Source organism: Kitasatospora sp. NPDC003701, from assembly GCF_053587085.1.
This window is the reverse complement of sequence record NZ_JBSFNM010000004.1, coordinates 155,020-170,099: the sequence shown is the minus strand read 5'-3', so window position 1 is coordinate 170,099 and position 15,080 is coordinate 155,020. Positions and strand designations below refer to the sequence as shown.

The following is a 15,080-nucleotide window of genomic DNA, read 5'->3' as shown; positions in this document are numbered from 1 at the left end:
CCTCAAAACCGACGCCACCACCGGCACACCACTCGCCGGCGCCGTCTTCCAACTCTGGCAGGAAACCAACAACGTCCCCGGCCTCCAGACCACCGGCATCAACCCCGACACCCAAGTAGGCACCACCTGCACCACCCCCGCCGACGGCATCTGCCGACGCACCGTCGAAACCGGCACCTACTACTGGCGCGAAACCACCCCACCCACCGGCTACGACCTCCCCGCCAACCCCGTCTTCGGCCCCCTCACCCTCACCCCCCAAAACGCCACCACCGGCATCCAGACCACGGCTGGTGACTGCCCGTCGCCGCAGCCGCCGGCGGAGGGCTCGATCCACCTGACCAAGCGGGACGCCAAGAGCGGCAAGCCGCTGGGCGGCGCGACGTTCCAGCTCTGGCGGGAGACCAACGGCGTGCCCGGCCTGCAGACCGGCGGCGCCGACCCCGACACCCGCACGGGTGCGGACTGCACCACCACGGCCGACGGCGGTTGTGCGTTCACCCACCTGGCGGGCGGCCAGTACTACCTGCGGGAGACCGTCGCTCCCGCGGGCTACCACCTCCCGCACGACCCGGTGACCGGCCCGTACACGCTGGACGCCGATGACTGCGTCACCGTGGCCCTGACCAACAAGCGGGACTACGACGACTGTTAGACGACCGCCGGGACCAGCCGCGCGGAACGCCGGACCCGCCGGAGCACCCTGCTCCGGCGGGTCCGGCGCGTTCGGCCGGTCCGGCGCGTTCGGCCGATCCGCCGCGGTCCGGAGGCCCCGCCCCGGCTACCGGCCCCTGCGGCCGATCCGGTCCGTCCCGATCGCCAGGGCCACACCGACCGCGATCATCACGATGTACCCGGCCGTCTCGTGGCCGTCCGGAACGAGGTGACGCACGAAGCCGAAGAGCCGGATGCCCCAGAGGTGCTCGGAGAGCAGACCGCTGATGCCGCCGACGACGAGGACGAGGCTGACGAAGCCGAGCAGGTTCTTCATGCCCCGACCATAGGGACGCGACCCGGCGCCGGAGTCCGACTTTCGGTGCGACCCGCCCCGACCGACGTCGTGGGTCGGGCGCAGCCCGGCCCCGGCCGGCCCGGCGGTCGGGGCGGGGCCCGGACGGAGCAGCGCACACGGCGCCCCGGCCACGGCGCGGGTACGTTCGCGGTGTGCAGCAGAGGTCACACCACGTCAGAGGAGCGGCCGCGGCCGGTGCCGTCGCCGCGCTGGTCGTCGCCGCCGCAACGCCCGCCGCCGTCGCGCAGGACGCGGCCGCCGTGGTCGGCGGGGAGCGGCTGGGCCGGCCCGCCGTCCAGGTGGCGCCGCAGGCCGGGGCGCCCGCCCTGCCGGCCGAGCTCACCGGGCGGTCCTGGCTGGTCGCCGACGCGACCACCGGCGACGTGCTGGCCGCACGCAACGCGCATGTGCCGCTGCCGCCCGCGAGCACCCTGAAGATGCTGTTCGCGGACACCGTGCTGCCCAAGCTGGACCGCTCCCTGGAGCACAAGGTCGCCCCGGCCGAGCTGGCGAACCTGGGCGCGGGCAGCAGCCTGGTCGGCATCAAGGAGAACCTGCCGTACCGGGTGGAGGACCTCTGGCGGGGCGTCTTCCTCAGCTCCGGCAACGACGCGGTGCACGTCCTGGCCCATATGAACGGCGGCCTCGCGCAGACCGTGGCCCAGATGCAGGACCGCGCAGTGGCCCTGCAGGCCCGGGACACCCACGTGGTCTCCCCCGAGGGCTACGACCAGGAGGGGCAGGTCTCCTCGGCGTACGACCTGACGCTGTTCGCCCGGGCCGGGCTGCGCAACAAGGACTTCCGCGCGTACTGCTCCACCCGGACCGCGCGCTTCCCGGGCGGGGTGGACAAGACGACGGGGCAGCGCACCGCGTTCGACATCGCCAACACCGACCGGCTGCTCGGCAAGTACCCGGGCCTGATCGGTGTGAAGAACGGCTACACCACCGGCGCCGGGGCCACCTTCACCGGGGCCGCCGAACGCGGCGGCCGCACGCTGCTGGTGACGGTGATGCACCCGGAGTCGCAGAGCAAGGTGTACGACGAGGCGGCGAGCCTGCTCGACTGGGGCTTCGCCGCGGCGGGCAAGGTGGAGCCGGTCGGCCACCTGGTGGAGGAGCCGGTCGCTTCGGCCTCCGCCGAGGCCGGGGCCGGGGCGACGGGCGTGGTGCCGCACGCGATCCGGCAGGCCGACCACGCGCTCGGCCCGGCCGGGTGGACGACGCTCGCGCTCTGCGGGGCGCTGGCGCTGTGGACCGCGGGCCGGGCCCGGACCAGGCGGCTGCGACCGCGGCAGCGCCCGGCGGCCGTCGAGGCCTACCCCGTGCCGCTCGCGTTCACCCGGACGGGTGCCACCGCGCTGGGCGGTTCGACGGCGGTGGGCGGTCGCGGGCGCAGGAGGGCGGCCCGGGCCGTCCGCGCCACCGTGGTGTCGGCGCGCCGGCGGCTGCGCAGTCGCTAGTCCATCGGCACAGGTGTCCGACATGCGGTGTCCGTCGGGTGATGTTCTGATGGCGCAATGTGCGGCCCCGGCGCCGCCCGCCCGATCACCCATGGAACGGAGCGACGGATGACCGACCTGCCCTTCGACGACACCACGGACTTCGAGAACGCCGACCGGGGCCTGCTGGGAACGCTGGTGCCCGCGGTGGTCAAGGCCGCCGACGGGCGCGTGGTCTGGGACAACGACGCGTACGGCTTCCTCAAGGCCGAGTGCCCCGACACCGCCCATCCGAGCCTCTGGCGCCAGGCCCGGCTCTGCGCCCGGCAGGGGCTCTACGAGGTGGCCGAGCGGGTCTACCAGGTGCGCGGGCTCGACCTCTCCAACATGACGCTGATCGAGGGCGAGCGCGGGGTGATCGTGATCGACCCGCTGATCTCCGCCGAGACGGCCGCCGCCGCCCTCGCGCTCTACCGGGAGCACCGCGGCGACCGGCCCGTCACCGGTCTGATCTACACCCACTCCCACGGCGACCACTTCGGCGGCGCGCGCGGCGTCCTGCCGCACGGCACCGAGGAGGGCATCCCGATCATCGCCCCGGCGGGCTTCCTGGAACACGCCGTCAGCGAGAACGTCTACGCGGGCAACGCGATGACCAGGCGGGCCATCTTCATGTACGGCGACCGGCTGCCGAAGGCCCCCGACGGGCAGATCGGCGCCGGTCTCGGCATGACCACCTCCACCGGCACCATCACGCTCATCCCGCCGACGGTGGACATCACCCGCACCGGTCAGGAGGAGACCGTCGACGGCGTGCGGATCGTCTTCCAGCTCACCCCCGGCACCGAGGCGCCGGCCGAGATGAACTTCCTCTTCCCTGAGCTGCGGGCGCTCTGCCTGGCCGAGAACGCCACCCACAACATGCACAACATCCTGACCCTGCGCGGCGCGGTCGTCCGCGACGCCCGGATCTGGGCCCGCTACCTGGACGAGGCGATCGAGTACTTCGACGGCCGGTACGACGTGGCCTTCGCCTCGCACCACTGGCCGACCTGGGGCCACGACAACGTGGTCGCCTTCCTCTCCGAGCAGCGGGACCTCTACGCGTACCTGCACGACCAGACCCTGCGCCGGCTCAACGACGGCCTCACCGGCCCGGAGATCGCCGAGGAGCTGAAGCTGCCGCCCGCGCTGGAGCGGCGCTGGCACACCCACGGCTACTACGGTTCGCTGAGCCACAACGTCAAGGCGGTGTACCAGCGCTACCTCGGCTGGTTCGACGGCAACGTCGCCCACCTGTGGGAACACCCGCCGGTGGCCCAGGCGCAGCGGTACGTCGAGGTGGCCGGCGGCGGCGAGGCCGCGCTGGCCAAGGCCCGCGCCTACGCCGACGCGGGGGACCTGCGCTTCGCGGCCACCCTGCTCAACCACGTGGTCTTCGCCGACCCGTCGAACACCGCCGCCAAGGAGGCGCTGGCCGACGTCTACCGGCGACTCGGCCACGGCGCGGAGAACGGCACCTGGCGCAACTTCTACCTGATGGCCGCCGTCGAACTGCTCGAAGGCCCCGGGACGGTCCTGCTCGACGCCGCCAACCCCGAGATGACGGTGGCACTGACCACCGACATGCTGCTCGACTCGCTGGCGATCCGGATCGACGGGCCGCGCGCCTGGGACGAGGCGCTGACCATCGACCTGGTGCTCACCGACGAGCAGCTCCGGTACCGGCTGACGCTGCGGCACGGCGCCCTGACCCACCGGTCCTTCCCGGCCGGGGACGAGCCCAGGTCGGCGGCCGGTCTGACGCTGACGCTCACCAGGCCGCAGCTGCTCGGGCTGCTGGCCGGCCGGGGGCTCGACGGCGTCCGGCACCAGGGCGACCAGGGGCAGCTCGCGCGGCTCCTCGCGCTGGTCACCACGCCGGACCGGTCCTTCCCCGTCGTCACGCCCTGACCCGGAGCGCGCGCCCACATCCGTACAGCCTCGCCGGCACGCCCTCGCCGGCACGCCCTCGCCGGCACGCCCTCGTCGGTAGGCCCACGTTGCTGGGCTCCCGCCGCCGCCCGGACCGCGCCCGGGCGGCGGCGCCCGTTCCGGTCCCAGGCCGAACTCCCCCGGAGGTGACGGCGTGACATCCGCCCCCGCCCGCGCCGGCAAGCGCACCCGACCGAACCGCCGCGGAGCGGGCCGCACGCCGGGCCGGCCCACGTCCGCCGATCTGACCTCGGGCATGGTCACCGGCCTGTTCTCGATCCCCGAAGGCATGGCGTACGCGAGCATCGCCGGATTCAACCCGGTCGCCGGCCTCTACGCGGGCGTCGTCCCGCCGATCCTCGGCTCGCTCACCGCGCCCACCGTCCTCATGGTGACCACGCTCACCAGCGCCATCGCGCTCACCGGGCAGAGCGTGCTCGCGGACGCCGGGCTCGACCCGCACGACGCGGGCAACGTCGCGGCGCTGACCGTACTGGTCGGCGTGGTCATGCTGCTCATGGGCCTGCTGCGGCTCGGTGTCGTGCTCAGCTTCGTCTCCAACGCCGTCATGGTGGGCTTCTCCACCGGCATCGCCCTGCAGATCATCACCGGCGTGCTGAAGGACGCCACCGGCTACCGGCCGCACGGCCACAACAAGCTCACCCAACTCGTCGACTGGATCGTCCACCTGCCCGACTGGCAGCTGTCCGCCGCGCTGGTGGCCGCGGCCACCGTGGCGGTCTGGGCGCTGGCCCGGGCGGTCAGGCGGCTGGAGCCGGTGGCACTGCTGGTGGCCATGGTGACGGTCAGCCTGGCGGTGGCGGTGCTCGGCACCGGCGTCGAACTGGTCCGGGACATCGCCGACATCCCCGCCGCGCTGCCCGGGTTCACCGCACCCTCGCTGGACGCCGTGCCGCACCTGGTGGGCGGCGCCGTCTCCGTCGCCCTGGTGGCGCTCGCCCAGGCCGCCGGCATCGCGCCCTCGATGCCCAACCCGGACGGCAGCCGCTCCGACGTCAACGGCGACTTCCTCTCCCAGGGCGTGGCCAACCTCGGCGGCGGCCTCTTCCAGGCCCTGCCCTCCGGCGGCTCGCTCTCGCGCACCGGCGTCGCCGCCTCGGCCGGGGCCCGCACCCGCTGGGCCGGCGTCGTCTCCGGCGTCTTCCTCGCCCTGGTGGTGCTGCTGTTCGGCTCGCTGGCCGAGCGCATCCCGATGCCGGTCATCGGCGGGCTCATCCTGGTCGTCGGCGGCGAACTCATCTGGGGCAAGCGGGCCGACGTCCTGCTCGTCCTGCGCACCTCGAAGCTCTCCGCCGCCGCGATGGCCGCGACCTTCCTCGCCACCACCCAGCTCCCGCTCCAGCAGGCGATCGTCATCGGCGCCGTGCTCTCGCTGCTGCTCTACTGCGTCCAGGCGGCCCGCCGCGCCCACTTCACCGCACTGGTCCGCGACGACGAGGGCCGCTGGACGGCCGCCGCCGTCCCCGAGCGGCTCCCGGCCGGCGCGGTCACCGTGCTGGAGTACGAGGGCAGCAGCCTCTTCGCCGAACTGCCCACCCTGCGCAGCCGGCTGCCCGACCCGGCGGGCGCCCGCGACGCCGTCCTGGTGCTGGTCGTGCGCACCGCGCCGGACATCCCGTCCTCGGCGATCCTCAAGGCGCTGCGCCGCTACACCGACACCCTGCACCGGGAGGGCGGCCGGCTGGTCCTGGCCGGCGTCCAGCCCGCGCTCGCCGACCTGCTGCGCCGCACCGGCCTGCGTGAACACCTGGGCGCGGACGCCGTCACCCCCGCCGAGGGCCCGCTGCTGGCGCCGCTCGACCGGGCGTGGGACGACGGCCTGCACTGGATCGCCCACCGCCGGGCGGCCGGCGGCACGGCGGACGACAGCCCGTCAGACGGCGGCCCGGCGGACGGCGGCCCGGCGGACGGAGCGCGGTCCAGCGGGGCGGGCGGCGGCGACGACGCTGCGCCCTAGAATGCGGCCATGAACGCCCCGACCCCCGACCCCGCCCCGCAGGACCGCCTCGAACGCCTGGTCCGTCTCTCCAGCGGGAGCTACCTCCTGGTCACCACCTACAAGAAGGACGGCTCCGCCGTGCCGACCCCGGTCTGGGTGGTCCGCGACGGCGACGCGCTGGGCGTCTGGACCGTCACCGACTCCTGGAAGGTCAAGCGGATCCGCAACCGCGGCGACGTCCTGGTCGGCCCCTGCGACGTCAAGGGCCGACCGACCGGCAAGCAGTACCCGGCCACCGCCGAGATCCTCGGCCCCGAGCGGACCGCCGCCTACCGGACGCTGCTGCGGCAGAAGTACGGCCTGCTGGGCGTGGTCACCCTGCTCGGCAGCCGGCTGCGGCGCGGCGAGCGCGGCACCGTCGGCATCCGGATCACGCTGACGGACTGAGCCGCTCCGCCTCGGCCGTCCGCTCCTGCGTCCGGGCGCAGGTGTCCAGGACGACCCGGGCCACCAGCTCCGGGTCGTCGTTCATCGGCACGTGCCCGCAACCCGGCAGCCGGACCAGCCGGGCCGCCGGGAGTTCACGCAGCGCGCGCACGCCCTGACGACGCAGCAGGATGCGGTCCCGGCTGCCCCAGGCGACGGTGACCGGCACGGCGCCGACGTCCCCCGTGAACCGCAGGCCGCGGCCGGCCGCGAGGGTGGGGCCGAAGCCGGTCGCCCCGCGCAGCGCGCCGGTCTCGGCGACCGCGGCGGCGGGCAGCCGCCGGCCCGGGCGGGCGTAGATGGTGCTGACCAGCAGCGCGCGCCCGGCCGTGGAGCGGGCGAGCCGCCCGACGGCGGGCGGCGGCAGCAGCCGCGCACCGAGCCGCATCCCGCCCAGCATCGCGTAGGCGTAACGGCGCTCGGACTCCGTCCAGAACCCGGCCGGCGCCAGCGCCGTCACCGAGCGGGCCAGCCCGGCGCGGCCGAGCCCGAGGGCCAGCAGCCCGCCGAGCGAGTTCCCCGCGACGTGCGGCCGCTCGATGCCGAGCTCCGCGCAGAGCGCGCCGAGCACCGGGACCACCGCCTCCAGCCCGTACGGCACGCCCGGCGGCAGGGCGGGCGACGCACCGAACCCCGGCAGGTCGACGGCGATCACCTCGTGCCGCTCGGCCAGCGCGGGCAGGACCGGCTCCCAGGCCTGCCAGTGGTGGCCCACGCCGTGCAGCAGCAGGAGCGGGCTGCCGGAGCCCAGCCGCTGGTAACGCACGGTCACCTCCCCCGGTCCGTGCGGGGCGGGCAGCGCGAAGGTGACGTCGGCGGGCATACGGCTCCTCTGTTGGACGCGATGTCAGCAAGAATTACCGACGGGTAGCCCACTCGGCAAGAGGCCGCACCGCGCCCACCGCGGACCGCCGCGGCACCGGGCCGGGCTCAGTACCGCAGGGCCCTGACCACGACCGGCAGCAGCGTCTCGTCCGCCGGCCGGCGGCTGAACGCGACCGGCGAGGCCTTCTCCCCGGCCGCCAGGTGCTCGGCGCCGACGACCGCACTGTCCACGGCCTTCCCGCTGGTGTCGGTGAAGTCGACCTGCACCGCATACGAGGCGGTGTCCAGGCCGGAGTTGAAGATGGTGACCACCACGGCGTGCAGCCCCCCGGTCTGCGCCCGCGGCACCCCCGTCAGGGTGATGTCGCCCAACGCGTTGCCCCCGTTCTCCAGGGTGCCGAGCGCGGCCGCCGCGTTCTGCCTCAGCTGATCGCCCTGCGCCGAGACCGACGCCGCGAACGAGGCGGCGGCGGCCGAGGCCGACTCCGCCGCCGCCGACACCGAGGCCTGCGCCGACTCCGCCGCCGAGGCCAGCCCGGACGGCGGCTCCCCCGAGAACGACGACGGGTTGGGCGCCGTACTCAGCGTCGACGGCTCCGCGCGGCTGACCGACGGATTGGTCGACGAACTGCTGCACGCGGCGAGCACGGCGGCCCCGGTCAACGCGGCCACCAACGCCACGGCACGGGGCCCCGTCCACCTCCGGCGAGCACCCTCGGCGGGACGATTCGGGAAGCTATGGAGTTCACGCACCGGGGTTCCCTCTTCTGATTCGGTGTCCAGCGGCCGACGGCCCCTACGCCCCCATGCTTCGCAACGACCGCCCCCGCCGCGAAACCTGCTGCCCCGTTCGGGTGCCCCACCCCCGCCGGCACGGCCGGTGGCGATTCCGGAGACGTCCACGGCGCCGTCGCCCCGAGCCACGCCGGGGCCACCACCTGATCGATGTGCACCGTTTGCCCCGGTTCCGTGTGCGCCCTACGTTGTTGACCATGACAGGGGCCGAGGACGGTGCCGGACGGGTGATCGCGGGGCGCTACACCCTGGTGCGGCGGCTCGGAGCCGGGGGAATGGGGCGGGTCTGGCTCGCCCACGACGAGGTGCTGGCGTGCGACGTCGCGCTCAAGGAGATCAACGTCCCGCCGGGCCTGCCGGAGCAGGAGATGAGCGCGCGCATCGCCAGGGCGCGCAGCGAGGCGCGGCACGCCGCCAGGATGCGGAACCACCCGCACGTCGCCACGGTGCACGACATCCTGGAGGAGAACGGTCTGCCGTGGATCGTCATGGAGTACCTGCCCGGTGCGACGGACCTGGAGGCCCTCGTCCGCGAGCGCGGACCCCTGCCGCCCGCGGAGGTGGCGCGCATCGGCCTGGCCGTCCTCGACGCCCTGATGGAAGGTCACCGGCTCGGCATCCTGCACCGGGACGTCAAGCCGGCCAACATCCTGCTGACGGGCCCCGCACCGCGGACGTCGCACCCCACGGAGGGGGGCGTGCTGCTGGCCGACTACGGCATCGCCCTCGACCCGGCCTCGGGCGAGCCGCGGCTCACCTCGGCCTCCGGGATCGTGGGGACCCCCGGCTACCTGGCCCCGGAACGCGCGCGCGGCCGGGAGCCGAGCCCGGAGTCCGACCTGTTCTCCCTCGGCGCCACGCTGTACTTCGCGGTCGTGGGCAGGGGCCCGTTCGACGGGGAGAGCGACGCGGCGGCCCTGACCGCGCTGCTGTTCGAGGAGCCCCCGCTGCCGGCCCACGTCACGGGACCGCTGGTGCCCGTCCTCACGGGCCTGTTGGCCAAGGACCCGGCGGAGCGGATGACCGGCGAGGAGGCGGCCGAGCGGCTCGCCGGGATCTCCGCCGCGCCCGAGCCCGGCCCGACGGTCGCGCCCCCTCCGGGCACGCCCGCGACCCCCACGGCCATCACTCCCTCCCCGACGGTCCAGCAGGTGCCTCCCCCGCCGGGCACGCCGGGCACACCGGTCCCGCCGAACACGCCGGGTACACCGAGCACACCCGGTACACCCGGCCCGCCGAACACGCCGGGAACGCCGAGCACGCCAAGCACGCCGGGCACACCGGGCACACCGGGCACACCCGGCCCGCCCGAGCCCCGTCGCAAACACCCGGCCGGCCGTACCGCGGCCGTCGTCGCGGCCGCCGTCCTGATCCTGGGCGGTGCCGTGTGGGCCGGGGTGGCCCTGCTCGGCGGCTCGGACACGTCCTCGTCCTCGACGTCCGCCGCGACCACGTCCTCGCCCCCGACTCCCGTCGGCCCGGTACCGCCCTACGGGGCCGCCGTGGCCCTGCAACAGGAACTGAAGCGGGGTGACTGCGTCTCCAGTGTGTGGAACGGGGCGAAGTTCCAAGGGCTGCCCAGGCTCGGTCTCGTGGACTGCATCGGGGACAATCCGGACGGCCAGGTGGTCGACCTGGCCCCCGTGAGCTCCCTTGACGATGCGACGCGAAGCGGCGACTCGCTCTGCGAAGCGCGACTGCGGACCACCGTCCAGTCGCTGGCGGACGCCCGGTCGTACGCCGTCGCGCCGAGCAAACAGGGCTGGGACCGCGGCGTGCACTCCGTGCCCTGCCTGGTCTTCGGCAAGTCCGTCGGCATCGGGGGGCCGTTGGGCACGTTCCGCCGGACCGGCCAGATCCTCAATCTGCCCAACACGTCGGCCGGCGACTGCCTGGACACGCTGCCGCAACAGGACAACGGCCCTCAGCCCCTCCTCGCGGACTGCACCGTGCCGCACCAGGAGAAGGTCCTGGGCTTCGTCGCGGCACCCTCGGGCGTGACCTACAAGGCGGCGAACGACACGGACGCCTTCAAACTCTGCACGCAGCAGTACTCGGCCTACACGAATGACAGCCACACCCTCTCCGCCTGGACGAGTAGCGAGTCCGACTGGAATCTGGGGTTCCTGTACGTGATGTGCACGCAGCAGACGGCCGACGGTTCACGACTCCCCGGCGAGCAGTGAAGTCCACCACCGGGAGCCGCTGACAGGCGCGGGGCCCGGGTCGGGTTCCGTCCGGACGATTCGCACCGTACGGGAACCAGCGGGGGTGGCGGGCCGACTGGTGGGGCGTGAGTGCGATGTCGCCGGGTGGCCGGCCGTGGAGTGTGGTGGCGGGGTTCGCCCTGCTGTTGGTGGTGGTGTTCGTGGCGGCGTTCGCGCTGGGGCGCGGGGCCGGGCCGGTGTCGCCCGGCCTGACGCCCGGCAGCGGCGGCGGGGGCGCGCCGGGGATGAGCGGGCACGACATGGGGGCGGGCCGGTGAGCGCCGTGGCGGACGCCCCGGCCGGGGCGCCGGTCAGTACCGACCTGGCGGTGGGCGGGATGACCTGTGCGGCCTGCGTCGGCCGGGTCGAGAAGCGGCTGGCGCGGATCGACGGGGTCACGGCCGGGGTCAATCTCGCCACCGGGCGGGCCCGGGTGCTGCACCCGGCCGGGGTCGGCGTCGAGGAGCTGGTCGCCGCGGTCGAGCGGGCCGGGTACACGGCGGCGCCGGTCGAGGCCGGGCAACCGCCGGTGGAAGCCGAGGAGGAGCCGGCGCAGCGGTGGCGGCTGCTGGTGACGGCGCTGGCGGCCGTGCCGGTGGTGGTGCTGTCGATGGTGCCGTCGCTGCAGTTCCCGGCCTGGCAGTGGGTCTGCTTCGGGCTGGCCGTCCCGGTGGTGACGTGGGGTTCGGCCGGGTTCCACCGGCGGGCCCGGCAGGGCCTGCGGCACGGCACGGCGACCATGGACACCCTGGTCAGCCTCGGCGTGCTGGCCTCCTTCGGCTGGTCCGCGTACGCGCTGCTGTTCGGCGGGGCGGGCGCGATCGGCATGCGGATGCCGTTCTCGCTCACCGCCGACGGCGGGGGCGGCGCGCACGTCTACCTGGAGGCGGCCGTCGGGGTGCCGCTGTTCGTGCTGGCCGGGCGGCTGCTGGAGGGGCGGGTGCGGCGGCGCAGCGGTTCGGCGCTGCGGGCGCTGGCCGAGCTGGGCGCCAAGGAGGTGTGCGTCCGCGATCCGCAGTCCGGGCAGGAGCGGCTGATCCCGATCGAACAGCTGCTGCCCGGAGGGGAGTTCGTGGTCCGGCCGGGCGAGCGGGTGGCCACCGACGGGGTGGTGGTGGAGGGCGGCTCGGCGCTGGACCTCAGCCTGCTGACCGGGGAGAGCGCGCCGGTGGAGGTCGGCCCCGGGGACGCCGTGGCGGGCGCCACGGTGAACGTCGGCGGCGCGCTGGTGGTCCGGGCCACCGCCGTCGGCGCGGACACCCAACTGGCCCGGATCACCGCGCTGGTGGCGGACGCGCAGGCCGGCAAGGCGCGGGCGCAACGGCTCGCGGACGCGGTGGCCGGGGTGTTCGTGCCCTGCGTGCTGGCGGTGGCGGTCGCCGTGCTCGGCTTCTGGCTGGGCGCGGGCGCCGACCCGCAGGCGGCGGTGACGGCCGCGGTCGCGGTGCTGGTGGTGGCCTGCCCGTGCGCGCTGGGCCTGGCCACGCCGACCGCGCTGCTGGCCGCGACCGGCCGGGGCGCGGAGCTGGGTGTCCTGGTGCGCGGGCCGGAGGTGCTGGAGAGCCTGCGCCGGATCGACACCGTCGTGCTGGACAAGACCGGGACGCTGACGACCGGGCGGACGGAGCTCACCGACCTCACCGTCGCGCCCGGTGCGGACGCGGACGAGGTGCTGCGGCTCGCGGGGGCGGTCGAGCACCACTCCGAGCACCCCGTCGGGCGGGCCGTGGTGGCGGCGGCCCGGGCCCGGTGCGGGCCGCTCCCGGCCGTGGCCGGCTTCTCGGCCACCACCGGGGTCGGCGTCGCGGGCACCGTCGAGGGTCGGCCGGTCCGGGTCGTCCGGCCGCAGGACGCGGCCGGTCCGCTGCCCGCCGCGCTGGCCGGGGCGCTGACCCGGGCCGGGGCGGCCGGCCGCACGCCGGTGCTGGTGGAGCTGGACGGGCGGGCGGTGGCCCTGCTCGCGGTCGGGGACACCCTGCGTTCCGGCAGCTGGCGGGCGCTGCACCGGCTGCGCGCCCTGGGGTTGGAGACCGTCCTGCTGACCGGGGACGGCCCCGGCGCGGCCCGTGCGGTGGCCGGCGAGCTGGGCATCGAGCAGGTCCACCACTCGGCCTCGCCGGCGCGCAAGGCGGAGGTGGTCGCCGAACTGCGGGCGGCCGGGCGGACCACGGCGGTGGTCGGCGACGGCGTCAACGACGCCGTCGCGCTGGCCTCGGCGGACCTCGGGGTGGCCCTCGCCTCGGGCAGTGACGCCGCGATCGGGGCGGCCGGGCTCACCCTGGTGCGGGGCGACATCGAGGCGGTGGTGGACGCCGTCCGGCTGGCCCGGCGGACGCTGGCGACCATCCGGGTCAATCTGCTCTGGGCGTTCGGCTACAACGTGGTGCTGATTCCGCTGGCCGCGGTCGGGCTGCTGAACCCGATGCTGGCGGCGGTGGCGATGTCGCTGAGTTCGCTGCTGGTGGTGGGCAACAGCCTGCGGCTGCGGACGTGGCGGCCGGGGCGCGGCGGCGGGAGCGCCCGCCCGCTCGGTGGGACGACCCGTCCGGGCGGCGGTCCGGCGGCGCGCGGGCGGCGGACCGCCCCGGGGGTGACCGGGTGAGCGCCCTGTTCGGCGGCCGCGCGGCCGAACGGCTGCGGGTGGTCGGACCGCCGGTGGCGGCGGCCGCGGTGGCGCTGGCCCTGCTCTCCGGGTGGACGGCGGTCGGCGGGGCCGGGCGGCAGCGCCCGGTGGAGGCCGGGCCGGGCTGGGTGCTGCTGCCGACGACCGGCGGGGCGACGGCCACGGCCGCGTTCTTCACCGTCCGCAACCCGGGCGACATCCCGGACGAACTCACCGGTGCGAGCTGGGAGTTCGGTGGCCGGGTCACGCTGAAGCGGCACCGGCACCAGGGCGCGGCGGGCCGGTGGGAGCCGGCGGCGACGCTGCCCGTGCCGGAGCGCGGCGAGCTGGTGATGTCACCGGAGGACGCCGATCTGATGATCGTCGACCCGCCGGGCCTGCGGGCCGGGCAGTGGGTGGAGTTCACCCTGAGCTTCCGCAACAGCCCGGACCTGCGGGTGAGGGCCGAGGTCGTGCCGCCCGGCGGACGGCGCACCGGCTGAGACCGGACGCCCGGCGGCCGGGGACGACCCCGCCCCTCGCGGGTGCGGCCCCCGGGCGGCCGGGGACGACCCCGCCCCTCAGCCGTGCGGCACCACGGCGACCGGGGCGTCCGCGTGGTGGAGGACGGCGTGGGCGACCCGGCCGAGCCGGCGGCCGAGGTCGTGCGGGCGGTGGCGCCGGCCGACGACCACCAGGTCCGCCGCCCCGGAGGCCGCCACCAGCGTGCGGGCGGCGCCGAGCCCGACCTGTTCGACGAGCTCCGTCCCCGGGTACCGCTCGCGCCAGCCGGCGAGCGCGCGGGAGAGCGCCTCGGTCTCCAGCCCTTCGAGCTCCGCCACTTCGGGCTGCGAAGGGAGGAAGCCCACGGTCGCGAACGCCGGTGGCAGCTCCCAGCCGTGGACGGCCCGGAGCCGGGCGCCGCGCAGCCCGGCCGCGTGGAAGGCGAAGGCGAGCACGGCCTCGTTCACCGTCCGGGGGTCGACGCCGACCACCACCTCGGGCGGTACCGCCCGGTCCGCGGCCTTCCCGCCGCGGACGCCGGTCGGCCGGACCACGACCACGGGCACGGCGCTGCGGGCGACGGTCGCCAGGCTCACCGAGCCGAGCAGCAGCCCGGCGAAGCCGCCCAGGCCGCGCGAGCCGAGCACCAGCAGACCGGCGTCCGCCGCGGCGGCGACCAGGCCGTCCACGGCCGCGTCGAGCACCACGTCGGCGTGCACGGCCAGGCCGGGGTGACGGCGGCGGAGCGCGTCGGCGGCGTCGAGCACCACCTGCTGGGCGGCGGCGGGCAGCGCCTCGGCGTCCGCGAACGCGGCCCGGCCGTCGGTCAGCCAGGGCCAGGCGTGCACCAGGCGCAGCGGGGCGTCCCGGCGCAGCGCCTCCTCGGCCGCCCACTGGGCGGCGGCGGTGCTCGCGGGCGAGCCGTCGACTCCGGCCAGAACGGGTGGTGTCATCGGTCTTCCTTCCGCTGCGGATCACGGACCACGGCCGGACGGTGCGTCCTGACGCACCGTCCGCACCACCGACCCTGGTACCGCGGCGGACGCGGCGCCAGGGCCGCCGGGCCCTGCCGTCAGGGTCGGAAGTCCCGCCGGGTGCGTACACGACGGACCCCGGCGTCCGGGGCCGGTGTGCACGGGCACTACCGTGAATCCGACAATCCTCCCGGCCGGGCGGCGGGGAGGGAACGGAACGGGACGGGACCTTGAGGAGGACGCCGGTGGGCGGCGCGGACGGTACGCGGGCGGGCACCGGCGGTCCGGCGGGCGGAGCG

Annotated in this window: 13 protein-coding genes; 9 read left to right on the top strand and 4 right to left on the bottom strand. The window is 75.7% G+C overall.

Annotated elements, in window-relative coordinates; all coding sequences use genetic code 11:
* Nucleotides 1-655: MSCRAMM family protein (locus ACWDRR_RS05855; protein WP_449770934.1), on the top strand; the 655-nt coding region annotated here is incomplete at its 5' end.
* Between the two features lie 126 nt (nt 656-781).
* On the opposite strand, the gene ACWDRR_RS05850 is transcribed toward ACWDRR_RS05855, so the two are convergent.
* Nucleotides 782-991 carry a hypothetical protein gene (locus tag ACWDRR_RS05850; RefSeq protein ID WP_449770933.1) on the bottom strand — a complete coding sequence of 70 codons (210 nt, stop codon included), beginning with the start codon at nt 989-991 and terminating at the stop codon, nt 782-784.
* Between the two features lie 173 nt (nt 992-1,164).
* Here ACWDRR_RS05850 and ACWDRR_RS05845 point away from each other — a divergent pair, with 173 nt between their 5' ends.
* The 4 genes from ACWDRR_RS05845 (at nt 1,165) to ACWDRR_RS05830 (ending at nt 6,835) form a co-directional block, all read left to right on the top strand.
* The gene (locus ACWDRR_RS05845) at nt 1,165-2,475 is read left to right on the top strand and encodes a D-alanyl-D-alanine carboxypeptidase family protein (RefSeq protein WP_449770932.1); all 1,311 of its coding nucleotides are present in this window, start codon (nt 1,165-1,167) and stop codon (nt 2,473-2,475) included.
* A gap of 108 nt (nt 2,476-2,583) precedes the next feature.
* A complete protein-coding gene (locus ACWDRR_RS05840; protein ID WP_449770931.1) occupies nt 2,584-4,407 on the top strand; it encodes an alkyl/aryl-sulfatase in 1,824 nt (607 codons plus the stop codon).
* Between the two features lie 175 nt (nt 4,408-4,582).
* Complete coding sequence (locus ACWDRR_RS05835; RefSeq protein ID WP_449770930.1) at nt 4,583-6,406, top strand: SulP family inorganic anion transporter; 1,824 nt, start codon at nt 4,583-4,585, stop codon at nt 6,404-6,406.
* 9 nt (nt 6,407-6,415) lie between these two features.
* A complete protein-coding gene (locus ACWDRR_RS05830) occupies nt 6,416-6,835 on the top strand; it encodes a PPOX class F420-dependent oxidoreductase (protein ID WP_449770929.1) in 420 nt (139 codons plus the stop codon).
* On the opposite strand, the gene ACWDRR_RS05825 is transcribed toward ACWDRR_RS05830, so the two are convergent.
* Nucleotides 6,819-7,697 (bottom strand): alpha/beta fold hydrolase, encoded by an 879-nt coding sequence (locus tag ACWDRR_RS05825; RefSeq protein WP_449770928.1) that lies wholly within the window; start codon nt 7,695-7,697, stop codon nt 6,819-6,821. The genes ACWDRR_RS05830 and ACWDRR_RS05825 overlap by 17 nt on opposite strands.
* A 107-nt stretch (nt 7,698-7,804) precedes the next feature.
* Nucleotides 7,805-8,371 (bottom strand): hypothetical protein, encoded by a 567-nt coding sequence (locus ACWDRR_RS05820; protein WP_449770927.1) that lies wholly within the window; start codon nt 8,369-8,371, stop codon nt 7,805-7,807.
* A 320-nt stretch (nt 8,372-8,691) separates the two neighbouring features.
* On the opposite strand from ACWDRR_RS05820, the gene ACWDRR_RS05815 reads away from it, so the two are divergent.
* From ACWDRR_RS05815 to ACWDRR_RS05800, 4 genes are all read left to right on the top strand, one after another.
* Nucleotides 8,692-10,680: a protein kinase domain-containing protein gene (locus tag ACWDRR_RS05815; RefSeq protein ID WP_449770926.1), complete on the top strand. Its 1,989-nt coding sequence runs from the start codon at nt 8,692-8,694 to the stop codon at nt 10,678-10,680.
* A 146-nt stretch (nt 10,681-10,826) separates the two neighbouring features.
* Entirely contained in the window at nt 10,827-10,979 is a 153-nt protein-coding gene (locus tag ACWDRR_RS05810; protein WP_449770925.1) for a hypothetical protein, read from the top strand.
* Nucleotides 10,980-10,984: 5 nt separating this feature from the next.
* Nucleotides 10,985-13,303, top strand: a complete 2,319-nt coding sequence (locus tag ACWDRR_RS05805) for a heavy metal translocating P-type ATPase (protein WP_449771041.1) — start codon at nt 10,985-10,987, stop codon at nt 13,301-13,303.
* Nucleotides 13,300-13,806 carry a copper chaperone PCu(A)C gene (locus tag ACWDRR_RS05800; RefSeq protein WP_449770924.1) on the top strand — a complete coding sequence of 169 codons (507 nt, stop codon included), beginning with the start codon at nt 13,300-13,302 and terminating at the stop codon, nt 13,804-13,806. The genes ACWDRR_RS05805 and ACWDRR_RS05800 overlap by 4 nt, the downstream gene beginning before the upstream one ends.
* A 78-nt stretch (nt 13,807-13,884) precedes the next feature.
* Here ACWDRR_RS05800 and ACWDRR_RS05795 read toward each other — a convergent pair whose 3' ends face one another.
* Nucleotides 13,885-14,760 carry a universal stress protein gene (locus ACWDRR_RS05795; protein WP_449770923.1) on the bottom strand — a complete coding sequence of 292 codons (876 nt, stop codon included), beginning with the start codon at nt 14,758-14,760 and terminating at the stop codon, nt 13,885-13,887.
* Nucleotides 14,761-15,080 lie beyond the last annotated feature (320 nt).